A 16405-nucleotide genomic window follows, 5' to 3' on the forward strand; every position below is an offset into this window, starting at 1 on the left:
TTTATAACTCCTAACTCCTAACTCCTAACTCCCAATTCCCTACTCTCCTTACTCAACACTCAGCACTCAGCACTGTTATGAGCATTACACTTACAGGTACAGTCGAACGTCGTGATATTGGTACAGGCGCATGGGCGTTAGTTACAGAAGAAGGTGTTACTTACGAAATCCTCAGAGGGGCTGACAAAGACTTACTCAAAGCCGGACAAAAAGCAAAAGTTAAAGGGCAGGTGCGTGAAGATATCATGACAACTGCCATGATTGGCCCTGCCTTAGAGGTCAAATCTTTTGAGGTAATTAGTTCTGATTAGCTGTGGAATTCAGAACTTCTTGCAGACGGCTTCTAAACTCACCTTTGGGATGGCCTCCTTTTACTTCACCAACAATCTGAAATTCCCCCTCTGGAGAATTGCAGATGATGTAAGTAGGCCATCCCATTTCTGATTTATCGGGATATTGAGTCAATAAAATCTTGCGATACTTGCGGTAAGCAGTGGTATCTTGCATTTTTACATCGATAAACTCTAAACCCAGTTCTTCAGCCACCTTTTTGTCATAAAAAGACATTTTGTGGCAGATGCCGCACTCTTCTGAAGAGAACTTAATTACAGCTAAACTCATGGGTTGGCTACTCTTTGATTATAAACAAAGTTTTTTAGCATAATGCCATGAAATATTACCATATAGCTGGTCATTAGTGTCAATCTCAGGCTGATATCATGTCCGGTTAAAGACTTATCATTAAGACCGCAGAGGAGCGGAGGGGCAGAGGGGATGGGTTTTTGGGCTTTCTGCATAGAGAAAGGGAATTATAACTAATTAGCCGGACATGATATGAAACCTCGATCCAGTATTTTTTCCATAATAGTAGTCTGTCAAGTTGAAATTGATGGGTTCATCGGTGACACATCAGTGCGATGTCTACGAAGGTCACTGAGCCAAGTTGAAGTGCGGGCTACGCCTACGCAAAAATATTAAGTAGGATATGAAGATCAACCCAAAGCTATTCAATATTTGGATTTAGGCTTGCATGTAACAATGTCAAAATCTATATTCAAAAAAATAAGGTGCGTTAGCTGTCTTTGTAACGCACCATCTATTAGTAATTGTAGATTAATAAATCCACATTCCTTATTCTTCTGGCTCTAAATCAACTTCTTCCTCTTCATCTTCCTCACTGGCTTTAGCAACGGAGTTAGCAGAAACAACAGCACCTTTATCTAACTTTTCACGCACCAGTTTTTTAATTTCTTCAGCGAATTCGGGCTTTTCTTCTAGATATTTAATGGCGTTGTCTCGTCCTTGGGAGATATTATCGCCGTTGTAACTATACCAAGCTCCTTTGCGGACAATAATGCCAGTTTCTTCTGCTAGGTCAACAAGACAACCCAAGGTAGAAATACCTTTACCAAAAATAATGTCGAATTCAGCAATTCTGAAAGGCGGCGCTACTTTATTTTTAGCAACTTTGACTTTAACGCGATTACCAAATTCATCAGTACCTTTTTTCAAGGTTTGAATTCGGCGAATATCCAAGCGCACCGAAGCGTAAAATTTCAATGCGTTACCGCCAGTAGTAGTTTCTGGGCTACCGTAGGTAACACCGATTTTTTGCCGCAACTGGTTGATGAAAATGACTGTACAACCAGATTTACCAATATTGCCCGTAATTTTACGTAGGGCTTGGCTCATTAATCGCGCTTGCAGACCAACATGGGCATCACCCATATCGCCTTCAATTTCAGCACGGGGAACCAGTGCTGCTACTGAGTCAATGACTACAATATCAACCGCAGCAGAGCGAACAAGCTGATCGACAATTTCTAAAGCTGATTCGCCAGTGTCAGGTTGGGAAATCAGCAAATTGTCAATATCTACACCCAATGCCGCAGCATAAGTAGGATCGAGGGCGTGTTCTGCATCAACAAAGGCTGCAACACCGCCATTTCTTTGCACTTCGGCGAGTGCATGTAGCGCTACTGTAGTCTTCCCGGAACTTTCCGGCCCATAAATTTCAATTACCCGCCCTTTTGGTAAACCACCACCCAATGCTAAATCTAGGGTGAGCGCTCCACTGGAAATGGTCTCCACCCGCATCCGGGTAGCATCGCCCAGGCGCATGATTGCTCCTTTACCAAAGCTGCGCTCAATCTGGTTGAGCACCATAGTCAGCGCTTTTTGCTTGCCTGAAGTATCGGTGTTGATAGCCATTCTTGCCTCTAATGCCTCTAAATATATGGTTTTAAGGAGTGTTGCTCTGGGAAATTGAGTAGAACAGATATACTATTTTAACCAGAAAATTCTGGAATAGGACTTCTCAAATCAAAAAAGGGGTGTAACAAGATCGTAACTCGATCGCTACCAGATTAGGGTAGTCTTGCACAATGATACCAACTTGCATTCAGAGATAGCTTCTTTTTGGCTGGGTAAGCAAGGGTTTTCAAAGAAAAAATAAATTACCTAAATAACACTGTCAGTAGACCCTACTCGTGAGCATTTGCGAAGGTTGCTAAATTAGGAGCGATCGCCATGCCAATCAGCATATCATCAACGACGGTGGCTTTATTTGCTAAACGAAAGAATCTGAATCATAGTCTTTACGTGACGGTTTTGCTTCTGTCTTTAGCGTAAGTGGGTTTTTCTGGGAGATATCTCAGTGACGGGTTTAGCAAGAAATAGGTCTAATTTGCAGGTATGCTAAAATACTTAGTAACTGTTATAACTGTCTTACAGCTAGTGTCAGGTAAATGAATCATCTTGATTTTGTCTCACGCAAAGTTACAAAGGCACACATAAAAGGCAAGATTGTGGTTTGAATAAATGAAAACTGCTGTACAACTGTACAGAATTAATTAAATAAGTGAAAAGTGATGGCTACTAAAGTTAATTTGGATGCTTTAATCCCACGAGAAGATTTTGAAGTAGGAGAAAATAGTAATCCAGGCTAAAAGAAAGAAACAATTTCTATTGGAGATATAGAAATAGATTCGTTTTTTTCCCCAATATCCGCAAACCGGATTTTCAAAGAGAAACAAATGAATGGGATAAAGATAAAATATGCGAATTTATAAAAACTTTTATAGAAGGTGATTTAATACCAGCAATTATTCTATGGCGAAGTACGGGCGGATACTTATTCGTAATTGATGGTAGCCATAGATTGAGTGCTTTAGCAGCTTGGGTGAACGATGATTATGGTGATGGAACAATATCAAAATTATTTTATGATGGTATAATCCCTGATGAACAAATAAAATATATCACCATTGTTGCTATAAACGCCAGTTATCTAGCTTTAGTGAATAATTTAAATCTTGAATTCTTTGATAATGAGATAAATTACCCGTAACTAAAGTTAGATTATGACTGATGGCAATTGCAGCAATCATACAATCGGGATAACCAATTCTTTGTCCGGTTATCTCTAAATCAGCGTAAATTTTCCCTGCTAATACAGCTTCTGTCAAGTCAAAGGATAATATTTCCTGTGAAGCCAGTATAGTTAAAAATTGCTGAAGACGTTTTTCTTGCTTACGTTTTTGCCAGCCTTCTACAATTTCCATGACTGTAATTGCAGAAATTGTGTATTTATCAAACTGGTTTAAGTAACTATTGGCTTTGAAAATAATGCGAGGATTTACTCGTTTAATAATTTCTGAAAGAATATCCGTATCAAGTACGGACTTTTCTACTTTATTCATCTAATTTAGTATATCCTCTTTTTGCCATCGCCTCAGCAACAATTTCATCAACAATTTCTGGAACATCAGCATATAATCCCATTAAGGGATCGTTTTTCTCCTGAACTTCTGCTAGACGTTCAATTACATGACTAATCAATTCTGATAAAGTTGATTTATTGACTATTGCCAGAGTTTTTGCTCGTTCAAAGGTGAGCCTGTCTAGTTCAAGTTCTATTTTTTCCATTATGGTTTTAAACTCTGTTTAGTGATTAATTTAAGTCTAATAGATTTTTTGGATATTTTCAGTTTGGTTATTCAACAAAATAGCTATCAATTAACGTTATTTGCTAAGATTTGATTAGGCTTTTGCTTTCGTATATCTTTGATGACTCTCGACCTTCCCGACTCTCTGATTCTCGATACAGCGCTTTCAGTATCTGGATTAACTGACTATATCCGCTTGCTGTTAGAGCAAGATGAACAATTGCGGCAAGTTTGGGTAACTGGCGAAGTCTCCAGCGCTAACCATCATCGCAGTGGTTTATTTTTTACGCTGCAAGATACCGATCGCACCGCGGGCATTAAGTGTGTAGTATGGAATAGCCAATTGCCAAAACTCGCCCAAATGCCTGTTCCTGGCGAACAGATAATCATTTTGGGCAGCATTCGCGTCTATCCGCAACGGGGAGAGTATCAGTTATCAGTTTGGCAAACTCTACCTGCTGGTGTTGGTTTACAGGCGTTACGCTATCAACAACTCAAAAATCGCTTGCTGGCTGAGGGATTATTCGACGCGCAAAGAAAGCGATCGCTCCCCATTCATCCCCAAACGATCGCTGTTGTCACTTCACCAACGGCTGCTGCTTGGGGTGATATTCAAAAAACTCTCAAACAAAGATATCCAGGTTTACACGTTTTATTTTCTCCCGCAACAGTACAAGGTGAGCAAGCGCCGGAATCTATCGTTAAGGCTATTGAGCGGGTGGAAAGAGATGGTCGCGCCGAAGTGCTAATTTTATCGCGGGGTGGTGGCGCGGTGGAAGAATTAGCTTGTTTTAATGATGAACGAGTGGTGCGATCGCTGGCTAGTTGTTCCATTCCTGTAATTACTGGTATCGGCCATCAACGAGATGAATCTTTAGCAGATTTAGTCGCAGATGTATGTGTGCATACACCCACTGCGGCAGCGGAAATGGTTGTACCAGCACTTTCAGAGTTGTATACTGAGCATCGGCAGCGAGTTGTCGCTTTACATGAGGCGATACATGACTTTAGGGAAAATGCTGAGAATAAACTGCAAGTATTACGTAATCGTTTGCGACGTTTGCGGTTAGATCGGCAAGTGCAGCAGGAAGTGGAAAAGCTTGCTTGGAAACGTCAGCATTTGGTGCAAATTACCACGGGGCGATCGCAGCAAGCAACGCAGCATTTAGAATTATTGCGGCAGAAGTTGGCTAGTCTTGACCCGAAAGCGGTGTTACAGCGTGGTTATGCGGTGGTGAGAAGGGAAGATGGAGCGATCGCTCGTTCGGCAGCAGAGTTGGCTGTGGGGCAAGAGTTAATGATTCAATTGGGGCAAGGTGAGGTTAAAGTGAAGGTTATGGAAGTGAACGAACCGCAGAGGCGCAGAGGACGCAGAGAGATTAATGGTTAAACGTAAGGGTGCTTCTAGTTCTGAGGAAGGTTGGAATTATGAGGCGAAGGTTGCTGAGATAGAGGGAATTATTACTCGCATTGAGGCGGGTGAATTGGAATTGGAAGCTGTGTTTGACCAATTTGCAACTGCTGTGGAGTATTTGCGTCAGTGCGAAGGTTTTTTGCAGCAGCGACAACAGCAGGTAGATTTGTTGATTGAAACATTAAGCCAAGAGTAGATGCCGGAGACTCTAGTTTGAGTCTAGGCTAGTAGTGTGAATATAGAAGTTTGCTTTAAGTGAGATACAAAATGCAGGACTCAAAATTTTAGATATAAAGAGCTTCTGCCTCCTCCCTCCTTGAAGCCAGAATTCTAATGAGGAGTTGGATAAACAGAGAATGACTGATGAAATCATTGATTTGACAAACTGCGATCGCGAACTAATCCATATTCCCAGTTTGATCCAGCCTCACGGGATTTTACTGGTTTTGCAAGATCCCACGCTGGAAATCCTTCAGGTGAGCAGTAACAGCCAGGAAGCCGTTGGCCGTCAACCTGATGAATTGCTGGGCAAGCCGATATCAGATTTACTCAATGTCAAGCAGATTAAACTAATTCAACAATGTCTGGCAGAGGATTTTGAGAGTGTTAATCCGCTCAATTTGTCTATCAAACATCAAAATAAATCAATTCATTTTGATGGCATTGTCCATCGTTTAGATACTATTATTATTCTGGAATTAGAACCGAAAAAAGCGAAGGGAAAAACAGGTTTTTTCGACTTTTATCAACAGGTAAGAGGAACCATTACCCGCATTCAAAAAGCACCAACGTTGCTAGAAATGTGCCAGATTGTGGTGACAGAAGTCCGGCGAATTACTGGCTTTGATCGCGTCATGGTCTATCGATTCGATTGGGAAGGGGCAGGCAGGGTCATTGCTGAAGACACGAATCAGGAAACGCCCTATTTGGATTTACACTATCCACCCTCTGACATTCCCAAACAAGCCCGACAGCTATATACTCTCAACTGGCTGCGGCTGATTCCAGATGCTAGCTACCAGCCTGTAACCTTAATTCCAGCGAACAATCCTTTAACAAATCAACCGTTGGATCTCAGTCTCTCGGTGTTGCGGAGTGTTTCTCCGATTCATTTAGAGTACCTACAAAATATGGGCGTGACCGCCTCTATGTCTATTTCTCTGATGCAAGATCAAAAGCTTTGGGGATTGATTGCCTGTCACCATTCGTCACCCAAATATATTGCTTACAATATCCGCACCATCTGCGAGTTCATTGGACAGGTGATGTCTGTGGAACTGGCAAATAAAGAAGCGAGTGAAGATATTGATTACAAAAGTCAATTAAAGTCATTACAAACTCAATTTGTCGAAGGCTTGTCTCAGGCTGAGTATTTCCTGGATGGTATGGTGCAACTGAAATCTCAATTACTCAATCTGGTCAGCGCTACGGGAGCGGTGATATGTAGTGGCGACCAGTATATTCAAGTCGGTAAAACGCCATCAAAGTCAGAGGTTAACGCCTTACTTGATTGGATTAAACCTCAACTGCATCATAACTTGTTTGAGACGCGATCGCTTACGAAAAATTACCCTGCCGCCGAATCATTTAAAGCGATCGCTAGTGGCGTGTTAGCTCTGGAAATTTCCAAAGTTCACCACAATTATATTCTCTGGTTTCGTCCAGAGGTAATTCAAACGGTGAATTGGGGCGGCAACCCCAACAAGCCTGTGGAAGTTTTGTCCGATGGCAGTTTAAGAATGTCTCCTCGCAAATCCTTTGAATTATGGCAAGAAACGGTGCAAGGATCTGCCCTACCCTGGAAACCTTGTGAAATTGAGGTGGTTACTGAACTGCGAAGTCTGATTGTGGGCGTTGTGTTACGACAAGCAGACAAACTGGCATCGATGAATTTTGAATTACAACGGAGTAACGAAGAACTTGATTCTTTCGCCTATGTTGCTTCCCATGACCTCAAAGAACCGCTACGGGGCATTCACAACTACGCTAACTTCTTAATGGAAGACTATGCAGATGTACTAGATAACGATGGAATTGCCAAACTGCAAACCTTGGTGCGGCTGACGCAGCGAATGGAAGACTTGATTAATTCTCTCCTCCATTTCTCGCGGTTGGGACGCGCCGAACTGATCCGGCAATCAGTGAATCTGCATGAGTTAGTGCCCCAGGTAATCGCCACCTTGACCATTTCCAGACCGCAGAGCGAAGTTGAGTTTCGCATCCCTCAACCCTTTAAGAGCGTTGAAGGCGATCGCGCTCAGATTAATGAACTATTCAGCAACCTGATTAGCAACGCTATTAAGTACAATGATAAACCTGAGAAATGGGTCGAAATAGGTTTTATTGAAGAAAATGGAGAAAAAAAAGTTACTTCTACTTCTCTAACTTTCTACGTTCGTGATAACGGCATTGGCATCCCCCAAGAACATCTCGACAAAATCTTTCAAATCTTCCGCCGCTTACATGGACGGGATGAGTTTGGTGGTGGGACTGGCGTAGGGTTAACCATTGCCCGCAAAATTGTGGAACGTCATGGTGGTAGAATTTGGGTGGAATCTACACCAACTGTTGGTAGTACCTTTTACTTTACCCTGTCGGCGGAGGCAAATACATGACTCAAATTTCAGCCTCCCCGATCCCGGAAAAACCACTACTTTTAATTGTCGAGGATAGCAATGAAGACTTTGAGACACTGCAAAGATTTCTAGGGCGCTCTGCCATTGCGATCGCTATTCAGAGGTGTGTGAATGGAGAACAAGCCTTGGCGTTTCTTTATCGCACTGGTAGCTATGTGGAGCGCAAAAGTGCGCCCCGACCCGGCTTGATTATGCTTGACTTGAACCTACCCGGAACCGATGGACGAGAAGTGTTACGCCGGATTAAACATGATGATAACTTGAAAATGATTCCAGTGGTGGTGTTTACTACCTCTAACAATCCTAAAGATATCGAAGTATGTTATCAATATGGTGTCAACAGCTACATCGTTAAACCAATCAATTTTGCTCAACTGAAACGAGATATTCAAATGCTCGTGGAATATTGGTTTGAAGTGACGACACTGCCTGATTATTCCAAGGATTATTCATGAGTCAGAGATCGCGCATTGTCTTAATTGTCGATTAAGTAAATTTGCAATTGTGATAATGGCGATCGCATTCAGTTTATCCTGCCATTGGTTTAATATTATGCTGAGTAAAAAATTTATTATTCAGACTGCAAAGTTTAGGGAAGGAGAGAAAGAGGGTTTTAGGATTTTTGCATAGATGCAGCCGCATAATAATAACTAATGAATCAGATTTAGCAACCGAATTGAAACGCGAGAATATTAGGAAATTTCAAGTCTCTAATTATAAGCTTTACAGCGATTTTATCTGTCTCACATTATTTAGGATTGCGATTACGATCTTCATAGAAGATTTGTATTATTGAATGAATATTTATAGATTATTCTCTGGCAAAAGTGATATAACTTTTACAAGTAAAACAAGAATAAAATTATACATTAAAGTTATTCAGTAATTTAACGCAAAGCAGATGTAAAAAGCGAACCAATAAATCTATCAAATATGCTTAAATCCTGGCATCATGAGGGTTTTAGCATTTCTTGAAAAATGTCAATTTTCTATGCCAACCTGCGGAATGTGGGTTAACATCTATTTGATTAATTAATTCACAATGTCTCAGCAACAGCGCGCTCTCTTAATTGTCGATGATTCCCCAGAAGATCGAGAACTCTATCGGCGGTATTTACTGCGCGATCGCGAATATTCGTACACTATCCTAGAAGCAACGCTGGGACAACAGGGGCTAGAACTTTGGCAGCAACATCAGCCCGATGTAGTATTGCTTGATTATCGATTGCCCGACCTAGACGGACTAGAATTTCTGGCACAATTGCAACCCTCGACCCAACAGCCTTGCCTACCCGTGATTGTCGTCACTGGGCAGGGCAATGAGGCGATCGCAGTTAAGGCGATCAAAGCGGGCGCACAAGATTATCTTGTTAAAGAGCAAATTACCCCAGAAGGGCTGCAAATAGCGGTAAATGGGGCAATTGAAACAGTGCAGCTACGCACCCAACTACAACAGCGTATTGAACGAGAGCGCGTAGTCTCACATATTACCCAGAAAATTCACCAATCGCTAAATCTGGATGAAATTCTTCAGACAACTGTAGCCGAAGTGCGAGAATTTCTACACACCGATCGCGTCTTGGTTTTTCAGTTAAAACCTGATGGTAATGGCACAGTAGTAGCAGAATCGGTTGGCGCAGAGTGGCGATCGCTGCTTGACTCTACTATGTACGATCCCTGCCTCGCAAAGAACTACCTTGCATGGAATCCATTGGAAACTGTCAGCTACGATACCGTCTTTGTCGAGAATTATATCCAACGCTATCGTCAGGGTTACGTAACGGCAATATTTGATATTCAGCATAGCAGTATCGATCCCTGCCACGTTGAATTGTTGGCTCAGTTTCAAGTGAAAGCTAATCTGGTCGTGCCGATTATTTACGATAACCACTTTTGGGGGTTGCTAATTGCTCATAACTGTGCAATTCCTCGAAAGTGGCAACCCTTAGAGATCGACTTGCTCAAAGAACTGGCGATTCAAGTTGGCATTGCAATTCGCCAAGCGGAACTCTATCAGCAGGCACAAAATGAACTGACCGAGCGCAGACGGGTAGAAGCAGAATTACGGGAGAGTGAAGAACAGCTGCGATTAGCACTATCAGCCTCGCGGATGGGAACGTGGAACTGGAACATCCAAACGGGAAAAATTTCCTGGTCGGATAACCTGGAAGCCTTGTTTGGACTGGAACCAGCAGAATTTGACGGTTCATTCGAGATGTTTGCCGCACGAGTCCACCCTAAAGATCGCGATCGCGTGCTGACAGCCGTCAATCGTGCTGTCGCCACCAAAGAAGAATATGACATTGAATTTCGAGTGGTATATCCCAACGGCACAATTCGCTGGGCATTAAGCCAGGGTAAGGCGATCTACGACCAACAGGGGCAACCAATTCAGATGGCGGGTATCGATCTAGATATCACCGAACGCAAACGGTCAGCCGAAACTCTGCGCGAGAGTGAGGAACGTTTTCGGCAGCTTGCAGAAAATATTGATGCTGTGTTCTGGATCGCAGAAGTGTCGGAAAATCGAGTCAGCTATGTTAGTCCTGCATATAAACGACTGTGGGGATTGAACCCGGAGGAATTGTATCAAGGACAACAAGCATGGGTCGATTGCATCCACCCAGAGGATCGAGAATCGACAGATAGAGCGTTTCATGAAAAAGCTGTCGCCGGGAAATTTGATGAGGAATATCGGATTATTTTACCCAATGGTAGTATTCGCTGGGTTCATGATCGCTGCTTTCCACTTCGAGATGAAACAGGAGAGATTTATCGGTTTGCCGGGATTGCCGAAGACATCAGCGATCGTAAACAGGCAGAGCAAGCCCTGCGAGACAGCGAAGAACGCTTCCGCACCTCAGTTGAAAATATGCTGGACTGCTTTGGGGTATACCGTGCTGTACGGAATGAGCAGGGACAGATTGTCGATTTTGTGACTGAATATGTCAATAGTGCAGCTTGTTTCAACAATCAAATGACTTATGAGCAGCAGATTGGACGAGGATTGTGTGAATTACTACCAGGGCATCATGAAAGTGGATTGTTTGATGAATACTGCCAGGTAGTAGAAACAGGGCAGCCACTCATTAAAGACAGTTTAATTTATGAGGATGATTACGGAAAACAACGCTTAGTTAGAGCCTTTGATATCCGCGTGGCTAAATGTGGAGATGGATTTGTTGCCACCTGGCGAGATATCACCACTCGCCAACAAACAGAAATTGCCCTGCGCCAGAGTGAAGAATTTAAAAACCGCATTTTAGACAGCAGTTCTGACTGCATCAATGTGTTAAGCCTCGATGGGCGGCTGCTGTACATGAACACAGGTGGACTGTGTTTGATGGAAATTGATGACTTAAATTCCTATCTCAATACTGAATGGCTCTGTTTCTGGGAAGGCAGTTCTCGGCAACAGGCAGAGGATGCACTCACTGCCGCTAAAACAGGCGAAGTCAGCATTTTTCGCGGATACTGCCCAACTGCAAAAGGCACACCGAAATGGTGGGAAGTGGTCGTTAGCCCGATTTTGGATGGCTCTGGGCAGCTGGAACGAATCTTGTTGATTTCACGAGACATCACCGATCGCAAAAAGATAGAACTCCTGTTGCAGGAGAGCGAAGCCCGGTTGAAATTGGCGTACAAAGCTACGCAATCGGGATTATGGGACTGGGACATTACCCACAACAGAGCTCATGTATCTGAAGAGTACATTAATCTGTTTGGACTCGATCCAAGCACAAAGGAAATCACCTATGAGCTGTGGTTAAGTCGTTTGCACCCAGACGATCGCATCTCAGGCAATGAAGGGGTGAGTAACACCATTCAGCAACAGCAAGAGCATTATGAAGATGATTTCCGGATTATACATCCTGATGGCATTCGCTGGTTAGCGGCTAGAGGTCAGGTTTTCTATGATGCTGCGGGCAATGCGGTACGGATGGTAGGCAACGTCCAGGATATCACCGCTCGCAAACAAGCTGAAATCGAACGCGATCGCCTATTTCAACTAGAACAAGCAGCCAGAGCCGAAGCCGAACGCGCTAATCGAATCAAAGATGAGTTTTTGGCCATTCTCTCCCATGAATTGCGATCGCCTCTCAACCCGATTCTCGGCTGGACAAAACTGCTGCAAAACCGCAAATTTAGTGAAACGAAAACGGCTGAAGCTTTAGCCACCATTGAACGCAACGCTAAACTGCAAACTCAACTGATTGATGACTTGCTTGATGTCGCCAAAATTCTGCGGGGCAAACTCAGCATCGATGCGGCTCCACTGAATTTGGCATTTGTGATTGAATCTGCGCTCGACACAGTAAATACAGCAGCCCTTTCCAAATCAATTGTATTGCATTCAGTACTGCCGAATATTGGGCAAGTCTCTGGAGATTCCAACCGCCTTCAACAGATCGTTTGGAATTTACTTTCCAACGCGATCAAGTTTACCCCCAAAGGCGGACGAGTAGAAACCCGACTAGAGCGAGTTGACGATCGGGCACAGATTATCATCAGTGACACTGGTAAAGGCATTAACCCAGATTTTCTCCCGTATATTTTTGAATCATTCCGTCAAGAAGATGTCTCAATTACTCGCAAGTATGGCGGGTTGGGATTGGGGTTAGCGATCGTCCGGCAGTTGGTTGAGGCGCACGGCGGCACGATCGCGGCTGATAGTCCGGGTGTTGGGTTGGGAGCCACCTTTACAGTCCAGTTGCCACTGCTGAATGTGGAACCGGAAATTAAGCAGACAGATGAGTTGCCACAATCAGCACTCGAACTCACAGGGATTCGAGTCCTCACAGTTGATGATGACCCCGATGCTCGTGAGCTAATAACAGTATTGCTTGCTGAATACGGCGCGCAAGTCCTGACTGTTGCAGAAGCAACAGAAGTTTTAGCAAACTTAGAATCCTTTCAACCCGATGTTTTAGTCAGTGATATTGGAATGCCCGAAGTTGATGGCTATTCTCTGATTCAACAGATTCGCGCTTTAACTCCCGAAAAAGGGGGAAAGATTCCTGCGATCGCTTTGACTGCTTATGCCAGAACTGAAGATTCTCAGCGAGCCATAACCAGTGGCTATCAACTGCACGTTACCAAGCCCCTCGATCCAGAAGAGTTAGTTCAAGCTGTGGTGGTACTTGCACGCAGTAAACAAAACCATCCCATTTCTCAAAATGATTCGGTTTAACCTTCAATCAACACCTGTGTTTGAATCGACCTTCAAAAGTACTTCTCGAATAATGGCGGAGCGCTCCCAGGCAGAGTGCGCTTCCTCTTTGAATCTTTGTGCCGCCAAGGTTTGATTGCGAGCCTCCATCCTTGCAGCCATACGATGTGATAAAGAAGCTTTCTCTTCTAATGCCCTCAAAGCGAGCCATAGTGCATCCTCCACCTTATCAGACTGCGTGGTCAGCAAAGTTTTTGCTGAATAAGCATGACCCGTGCGGCAGCGGAAGCGTAACAAATTTCCCTCTTCGATTTCCCAGAGCATACCGCCGCAGTCAGGACAGCCAAAGGTTGATGGTTTACCAGGTCGTTTGTCTTCGTTTTCTATTGCTTCCAAATTCAATTGCGCTATTTTAGTTTCAAACTCCATCTTGCTAGGTATGGGGTTTTCTGGTTGTACTTCCATTGGCGTATTAACTAAAGCTACTAAAATAGAAGGAATATCTGAAAGTGGCGCGATACGGTCAATATCCTCTACATTCTCGATCGCATTACGTGGCATATCAGCATACAAAGCATCGTCGGGATTTTGGACAATTGCCACACCGCCCCGCATTTTTACAGCCATTATTCCCGCCGTGCCGTCATCAAGCACACCTGTTAGTAGTACAGCAATCACTCGTTGCCCATAGGCTCGTGCTGCACTGCGAAACAATGGATCGATCGCGGGACGACAACGGTTTTCTTTTGCTCCCCGCGTCAAACGCAAATATCCTCGTTCTACCAGTAAGTGGTAGTCAGGCAAAGCGACATAAATCCAACCATGAACAATAGCTTCGCCGTCCTGAGCGTGAGACACTGGCAACTTGCCAGCACGACTTAATATTTCTGGCAGAAAACTTTTGCTGTGACTTGATACATGAAGAACTATAATCACAGCAGCATTGAGGTCAGGCGACAAATGCTTGACTAGATAAGTCAGCGCCTCAACCCCACCTGCTGATGTTCCAATAACGATAATATTGTGTTCAAGCATTAATGTAACAATTTCACTAGTCTAGCAGCGTGGGCAACAAAAGCACATATACCGCCAGTCTTAACATTAACGCAGCCAAAAAATTTGCTCACCTAGCTTTGAGAGGATTTATTCTTCATTTGATGAATAAGACTTTAGACGAATAGCACGAAATGCAATTTCGCGTTTTTCAAAGGTTTTAAATACTTATCTGCTGAATAAACATCTGATGCTCTACTGAACTTAGCCCTTTTTGCAACACTGCCAAAACTTGTTGCATATTTCCTGCAACTAATGCTGATACATCAAGCCACAATCCCGGAAATACTTGACTTTGAATTATCCCTAACGCATTTGGGATCAGTGCTACGTATTCACCATTTTGCAAGCTGAACCAACTAACAGTGCTATCAAAAACCTGCCAAACAATATATTCCTGAATGCCATTGCGACGATAGGCACGTTTTTTATCATACAAATCTTTGCTAGCACTGCTGGCGGCAACTTCCGCTACTAATTCTGGCGCACCTTCCACGTATCCATCAGTATTTTGTTTTCAACAAAGAAATCTCTTGCAAAAGTCTCTTCACGCGGTAGAATAACGAAATTTTGCAAGAGGTCTTAATCATGAAACCATTTCTTTTTGTAACCGATTTAGATGACACCCTCGTGTATCGTACCGTCGGTGATGACAGCGCTTTACCAGAACTAAATCAACTATTGGAGAGACATCGCCAAGAATACGGCACTAAAATCGTTTATTCTACGGGGCGATCGCCTGTACTTTACAAAGAACTCCAAGCTCAAAAAAATCTTTTGCAACCGGATGCCCTTGTTCTTTCCGTGGGTACAGAAATTTACCTAGATGGTACTGATACTCCCGACTCAGGTTGGTCAGAAATCCTCTCTCCGGGATGGGAACGGGAAACTGTATTATCTATTACGAAAAAATATCCTGAGTTAGTTCGGCAACCAGATTCCGAACAGCGTCCCTTCAAAGTGAGTTGTTTTTTAGAACAAGAAGTATCTGCGAATGTTCTACCACAACTTGAAGCAGAGTTACAAAAATCTAAATTAAATGTAAAGTTAATCTACAGTAGCGGAATAGACCTTGACATTGTACCCCTGACCAGCGATAAAGGTCAAGCAATGCAGTTTTTACGCCAGAAGTGGAAATTTGCAGCAGAACAAACAGTTGTCTGTGGTGATTCGGGTAATGATATTGCTTTATTTGCTGTAGGCAACGAACGGGGAATCATTGTGGGGAATGCCCGCAAAGAGTTACTCCAATGGCACAATGAGTATCCCGCTGACCACCGCTACCTGGCAAAAGGTTTTTGTGCAGGTGGAATTATTGAAGGCTTAAATTATTTTGGTCTCTTGTAATGATTAGTTATTTAAAAGGTATAGTCGCTGGTATCCAAACAATTGGCGCTAATCGCGTGATTCTGACTCTGGAAGTGAATGGCTTGGGGTATGATTTGCAAGTTCCCCAACGGCTAGCCAATCAGTTACCAGAGTCAGGAGGAGTGGCGCAAATTTTTACCCATTTGCAAATTCGTGAAGAAGTGCCCTTTCTATATGGCTTTGCTTCCCCAGCCGAACGCGATTTATTTCGCCACTTGCTCACTGTCACAGGTATTGGTGCAGCCTTAGCGATCGCACTCCTAGACACTCTGGAACTACCAGATTTAGTCCAAGCAATTATCGCTGGCAATACACAAATCCTCATTCAGGCTCCAGGAGTGGGCAAAAAAATCGCAGAACGCATCTGTTTGGAACTGAAAAGCAAATTAGTCGAGTGGCGCAAATCAGCCGGGTTCTTCGTCGCCACAGGCGGGCCAGCACCAGGAATTCTCGAAGAGGTACAAATGACCCTCTTCGCCTTGGGATATACTGCCCATGAGGTCAGTCACGCTCTCCATGTGGTAAGTGAAGATATCGGACTACCCAAAGATGCCTATGTCGAAGATTGGATTAAACAAGCGATCGCTCATCTCAGCAGCGAACAAGTTTAATAGTCATTAGTCATTTGTCCTTAGTCATTTGTCATTAGTTATTAGTTATTTTCCCTCTGCCCCCCTGCTCCCCTGCTCCCCTGCCCCCCTGCTCCCCTGCTCCCCTGCCCCCCTGCCCCCCTGCTCCCCTGCTCCCCTGCCCCCCTGCCCCCCCAGGGCTGTTTCATTCCCTAAAAGTCCTTAATTTACAAGCGTATCAGTCAAAA

At 43.6% G+C, this 16405-nt stretch carries 14 protein-coding genes and 1 pseudogene; 9 read left to right on the forward strand and 6 right to left on the reverse strand.

Features of this window, described 5'->3' with window-relative positions; all coding sequences use genetic code 11:
• Positions 1-77: 77 nt before the first annotated feature.
• Positions 78-311 (forward strand): hypothetical protein, encoded by a 234-nt coding sequence (locus RMY27_RS21340; RefSeq protein WP_289796246.1) that lies wholly within the window; start codon positions 78-80, stop codon positions 309-311.
• On the opposite strand, the gene RMY27_RS21345 is transcribed toward RMY27_RS21340, so the two are convergent.
• Both RMY27_RS21345 and recA read right to left on the reverse strand, forming a co-directional pair.
• Entirely contained in the window at positions 298-621 is a 324-nt protein-coding gene (locus tag RMY27_RS21345) for a thioredoxin family protein (RefSeq protein WP_094327275.1), read from the reverse strand. The two genes, RMY27_RS21340 and RMY27_RS21345, sit on opposite strands and share 14 nt — an antisense overlap.
• A 510-nt stretch (positions 622-1131) precedes the next feature.
• Positions 1132-2211, reverse strand: coding sequence for a recombinase RecA (gene recA, locus RMY27_RS21350; RefSeq protein ID WP_322666551.1), 1080 nt, complete (start codon positions 2209-2211; stop codon positions 1132-1134).
• An 844-nt stretch (positions 2212-3055) separates the two neighbouring features.
• Here recA and RMY27_RS21355 point away from each other — a divergent pair.
• A complete protein-coding gene (locus RMY27_RS21355; RefSeq protein WP_322666568.1) occupies positions 3056-3349 on the forward strand; it encodes a hypothetical protein in 294 nt (97 codons plus the stop codon).
• On the opposite strand, the gene RMY27_RS21360 is transcribed toward RMY27_RS21355, so the two are convergent.
• Together RMY27_RS21360 and RMY27_RS21365 are read right to left on the reverse strand one after the other, a co-directional pair.
• Positions 3273-3701 (reverse strand): type II toxin-antitoxin system VapC family toxin, encoded by a 429-nt coding sequence (locus RMY27_RS21360; protein WP_322666553.1) that lies wholly within the window; start codon positions 3699-3701, stop codon positions 3273-3275. The genes RMY27_RS21355 and RMY27_RS21360 overlap by 77 nt on opposite strands.
• A complete protein-coding gene (locus RMY27_RS21365) occupies positions 3694-3927 on the reverse strand; it encodes a hypothetical protein (RefSeq protein ID WP_322666554.1) in 234 nt (77 codons plus the stop codon). The genes RMY27_RS21360 and RMY27_RS21365 overlap by 8 nt, the downstream gene beginning before the upstream one ends.
• A gap of 141 nt (positions 3928-4068) precedes the next feature.
• Here RMY27_RS21365 and xseA point away from each other — a divergent pair, with 141 nt between their 5' ends.
• The 5 genes from xseA (at position 4069) to RMY27_RS21390 (ending at position 13188) form a co-directional block, all read left to right on the forward strand.
• Positions 4069-5337 carry an exodeoxyribonuclease VII large subunit gene (xseA, locus tag RMY27_RS21370; protein ID WP_322666555.1) on the forward strand — a complete coding sequence of 423 codons (1269 nt, stop codon included), beginning with the start codon at positions 4069-4071 and terminating at the stop codon, positions 5335-5337.
• Positions 5330-5557, forward strand: a complete 228-nt coding sequence (xseB, locus tag RMY27_RS21375) for an exodeoxyribonuclease VII small subunit (protein ID WP_099102361.1) — start codon at positions 5330-5332, stop codon at positions 5555-5557. Before xseA ends, xseB begins: the two co-directional genes overlap by 8 nt.
• 160 nt (positions 5558-5717) lie before the next feature.
• Positions 5718-7976: an ATP-binding protein gene (locus tag RMY27_RS21380; RefSeq protein WP_322666558.1), complete on the forward strand. Its 2259-nt coding sequence runs from the start codon at positions 5718-5720 to the stop codon at positions 7974-7976.
• A complete protein-coding gene (locus RMY27_RS21385) occupies positions 7973-8452 on the forward strand; it encodes a response regulator (protein WP_322666560.1) in 480 nt (159 codons plus the stop codon). Before RMY27_RS21380 ends, RMY27_RS21385 begins: the two co-directional genes overlap by 4 nt.
• A 587-nt stretch (positions 8453-9039) precedes the next feature.
• Positions 9040-13188, forward strand: a complete 4149-nt coding sequence (locus RMY27_RS21390; RefSeq protein ID WP_322666562.1) for a PAS domain-containing protein — start codon at positions 9040-9042, stop codon at positions 13186-13188.
• A 3-nt stretch (positions 13189-13191) separates the two neighbouring features.
• On the opposite strand, the gene RMY27_RS21395 is transcribed toward RMY27_RS21390, so the two are convergent.
• Both RMY27_RS21395 and RMY27_RS21400 read right to left on the reverse strand, forming a co-directional pair.
• Positions 13192-14202: a chemotaxis protein CheB gene (locus RMY27_RS21395; RefSeq protein WP_322666564.1), complete on the reverse strand. Its 1011-nt coding sequence runs from the start codon at positions 14200-14202 to the stop codon at positions 13192-13194.
• Between the two features lie 178 nt (positions 14203-14380).
• A pseudogene (locus tag RMY27_RS21400) lies at positions 14381-14725 on the reverse strand (Uma2 family endonuclease); the annotation flags it as partial.
• An 83-nt stretch (positions 14726-14808) separates the two neighbouring features.
• Between RMY27_RS21400 and RMY27_RS21405 the strand changes: the two are divergent.
• Entirely contained in the window at positions 14809-15567 is a 759-nt protein-coding gene (locus RMY27_RS21405; protein ID WP_322666566.1) for a sucrose-phosphate phosphatase, read from the forward strand.
• Positions 15567-16199: a Holliday junction branch migration protein RuvA gene (gene ruvA, locus RMY27_RS21410; protein WP_109007998.1), complete on the forward strand. Its 633-nt coding sequence runs from the start codon at positions 15567-15569 to the stop codon at positions 16197-16199. Before RMY27_RS21405 ends, ruvA begins: the two co-directional genes overlap by 1 nt.
• Positions 16200-16405 lie beyond the last annotated feature (206 nt).

It is taken from the genome of Nostoc sp. DedQUE09, from assembly GCF_034530915.1.
In the GTDB taxonomy this organism is placed as follows: domain Bacteria; phylum Cyanobacteriota; class Cyanobacteriia; order Cyanobacteriales; family Nostocaceae; genus Nostoc.

What these genes read in the sequence shown, in the direction of transcription:
- xseA (WP_322666555.1), top strand. Translation starts at nt 4,069, where the DNA reads ATGACTCTCGACCTTCCCGACTCTCTGATTCTCGATACAGCGCTTTCA.
- RMY27_RS21365 (WP_322666554.1), bottom strand. Translation starts at nt 3,927, where the DNA reads ATGGAAAAAATAGAACTTGAACTAGACAGGCTCACCTTTGAACGAGCA.
- recA (WP_322666551.1), bottom strand. Translation starts at nt 2,211, where the DNA reads ATGGCTATCAACACCGATACTTCAGGCAAGCAAAAAGCGCTGACTATG.
- xseB (WP_099102361.1), top strand. Translation starts at nt 5,330, where the DNA reads ATGGTTAAACGTAAGGGTGCTTCTAGTTCTGAGGAAGGTTGGAATTAT.
- RMY27_RS21360 (WP_322666553.1), bottom strand. Translation starts at nt 3,701, where the DNA reads ATGAATAAAGTAGAAAAGTCCGTACTTGATACGGATATTCTTTCAGAA.
- RMY27_RS21380 (WP_322666558.1), top strand. Translation starts at nt 5,718, where the DNA reads ATGACTGATGAAATCATTGATTTGACAAACTGCGATCGCGAACTAATC.
- ruvA (WP_109007998.1), top strand. Translation starts at nt 15,567, where the DNA reads ATGATTAGTTATTTAAAAGGTATAGTCGCTGGTATCCAAACAATTGGC.
- RMY27_RS21340 (WP_289796246.1), top strand. Translation starts at nt 78, where the DNA reads ATGAGCATTACACTTACAGGTACAGTCGAACGTCGTGATATTGGTACA.
- RMY27_RS21395 (WP_322666564.1), bottom strand. Translation starts at nt 14,202, where the DNA reads ATGCTTGAACACAATATTATCGTTATTGGAACATCAGCAGGTGGGGTT.
- RMY27_RS21345 (WP_094327275.1), bottom strand. Translation starts at nt 621, where the DNA reads ATGAGTTTAGCTGTAATTAAGTTCTCTTCAGAAGAGTGCGGCATCTGC.
- RMY27_RS21405 (WP_322666566.1), top strand. Translation starts at nt 14,809, where the DNA reads ATGAAACCATTTCTTTTTGTAACCGATTTAGATGACACCCTCGTGTAT.
- RMY27_RS21385 (WP_322666560.1), top strand. Translation starts at nt 7,973, where the DNA reads ATGACTCAAATTTCAGCCTCCCCGATCCCGGAAAAACCACTACTTTTA.
- RMY27_RS21390 (WP_322666562.1), top strand. Translation starts at nt 9,040, where the DNA reads ATGTCTCAGCAACAGCGCGCTCTCTTAATTGTCGATGATTCCCCAGAA.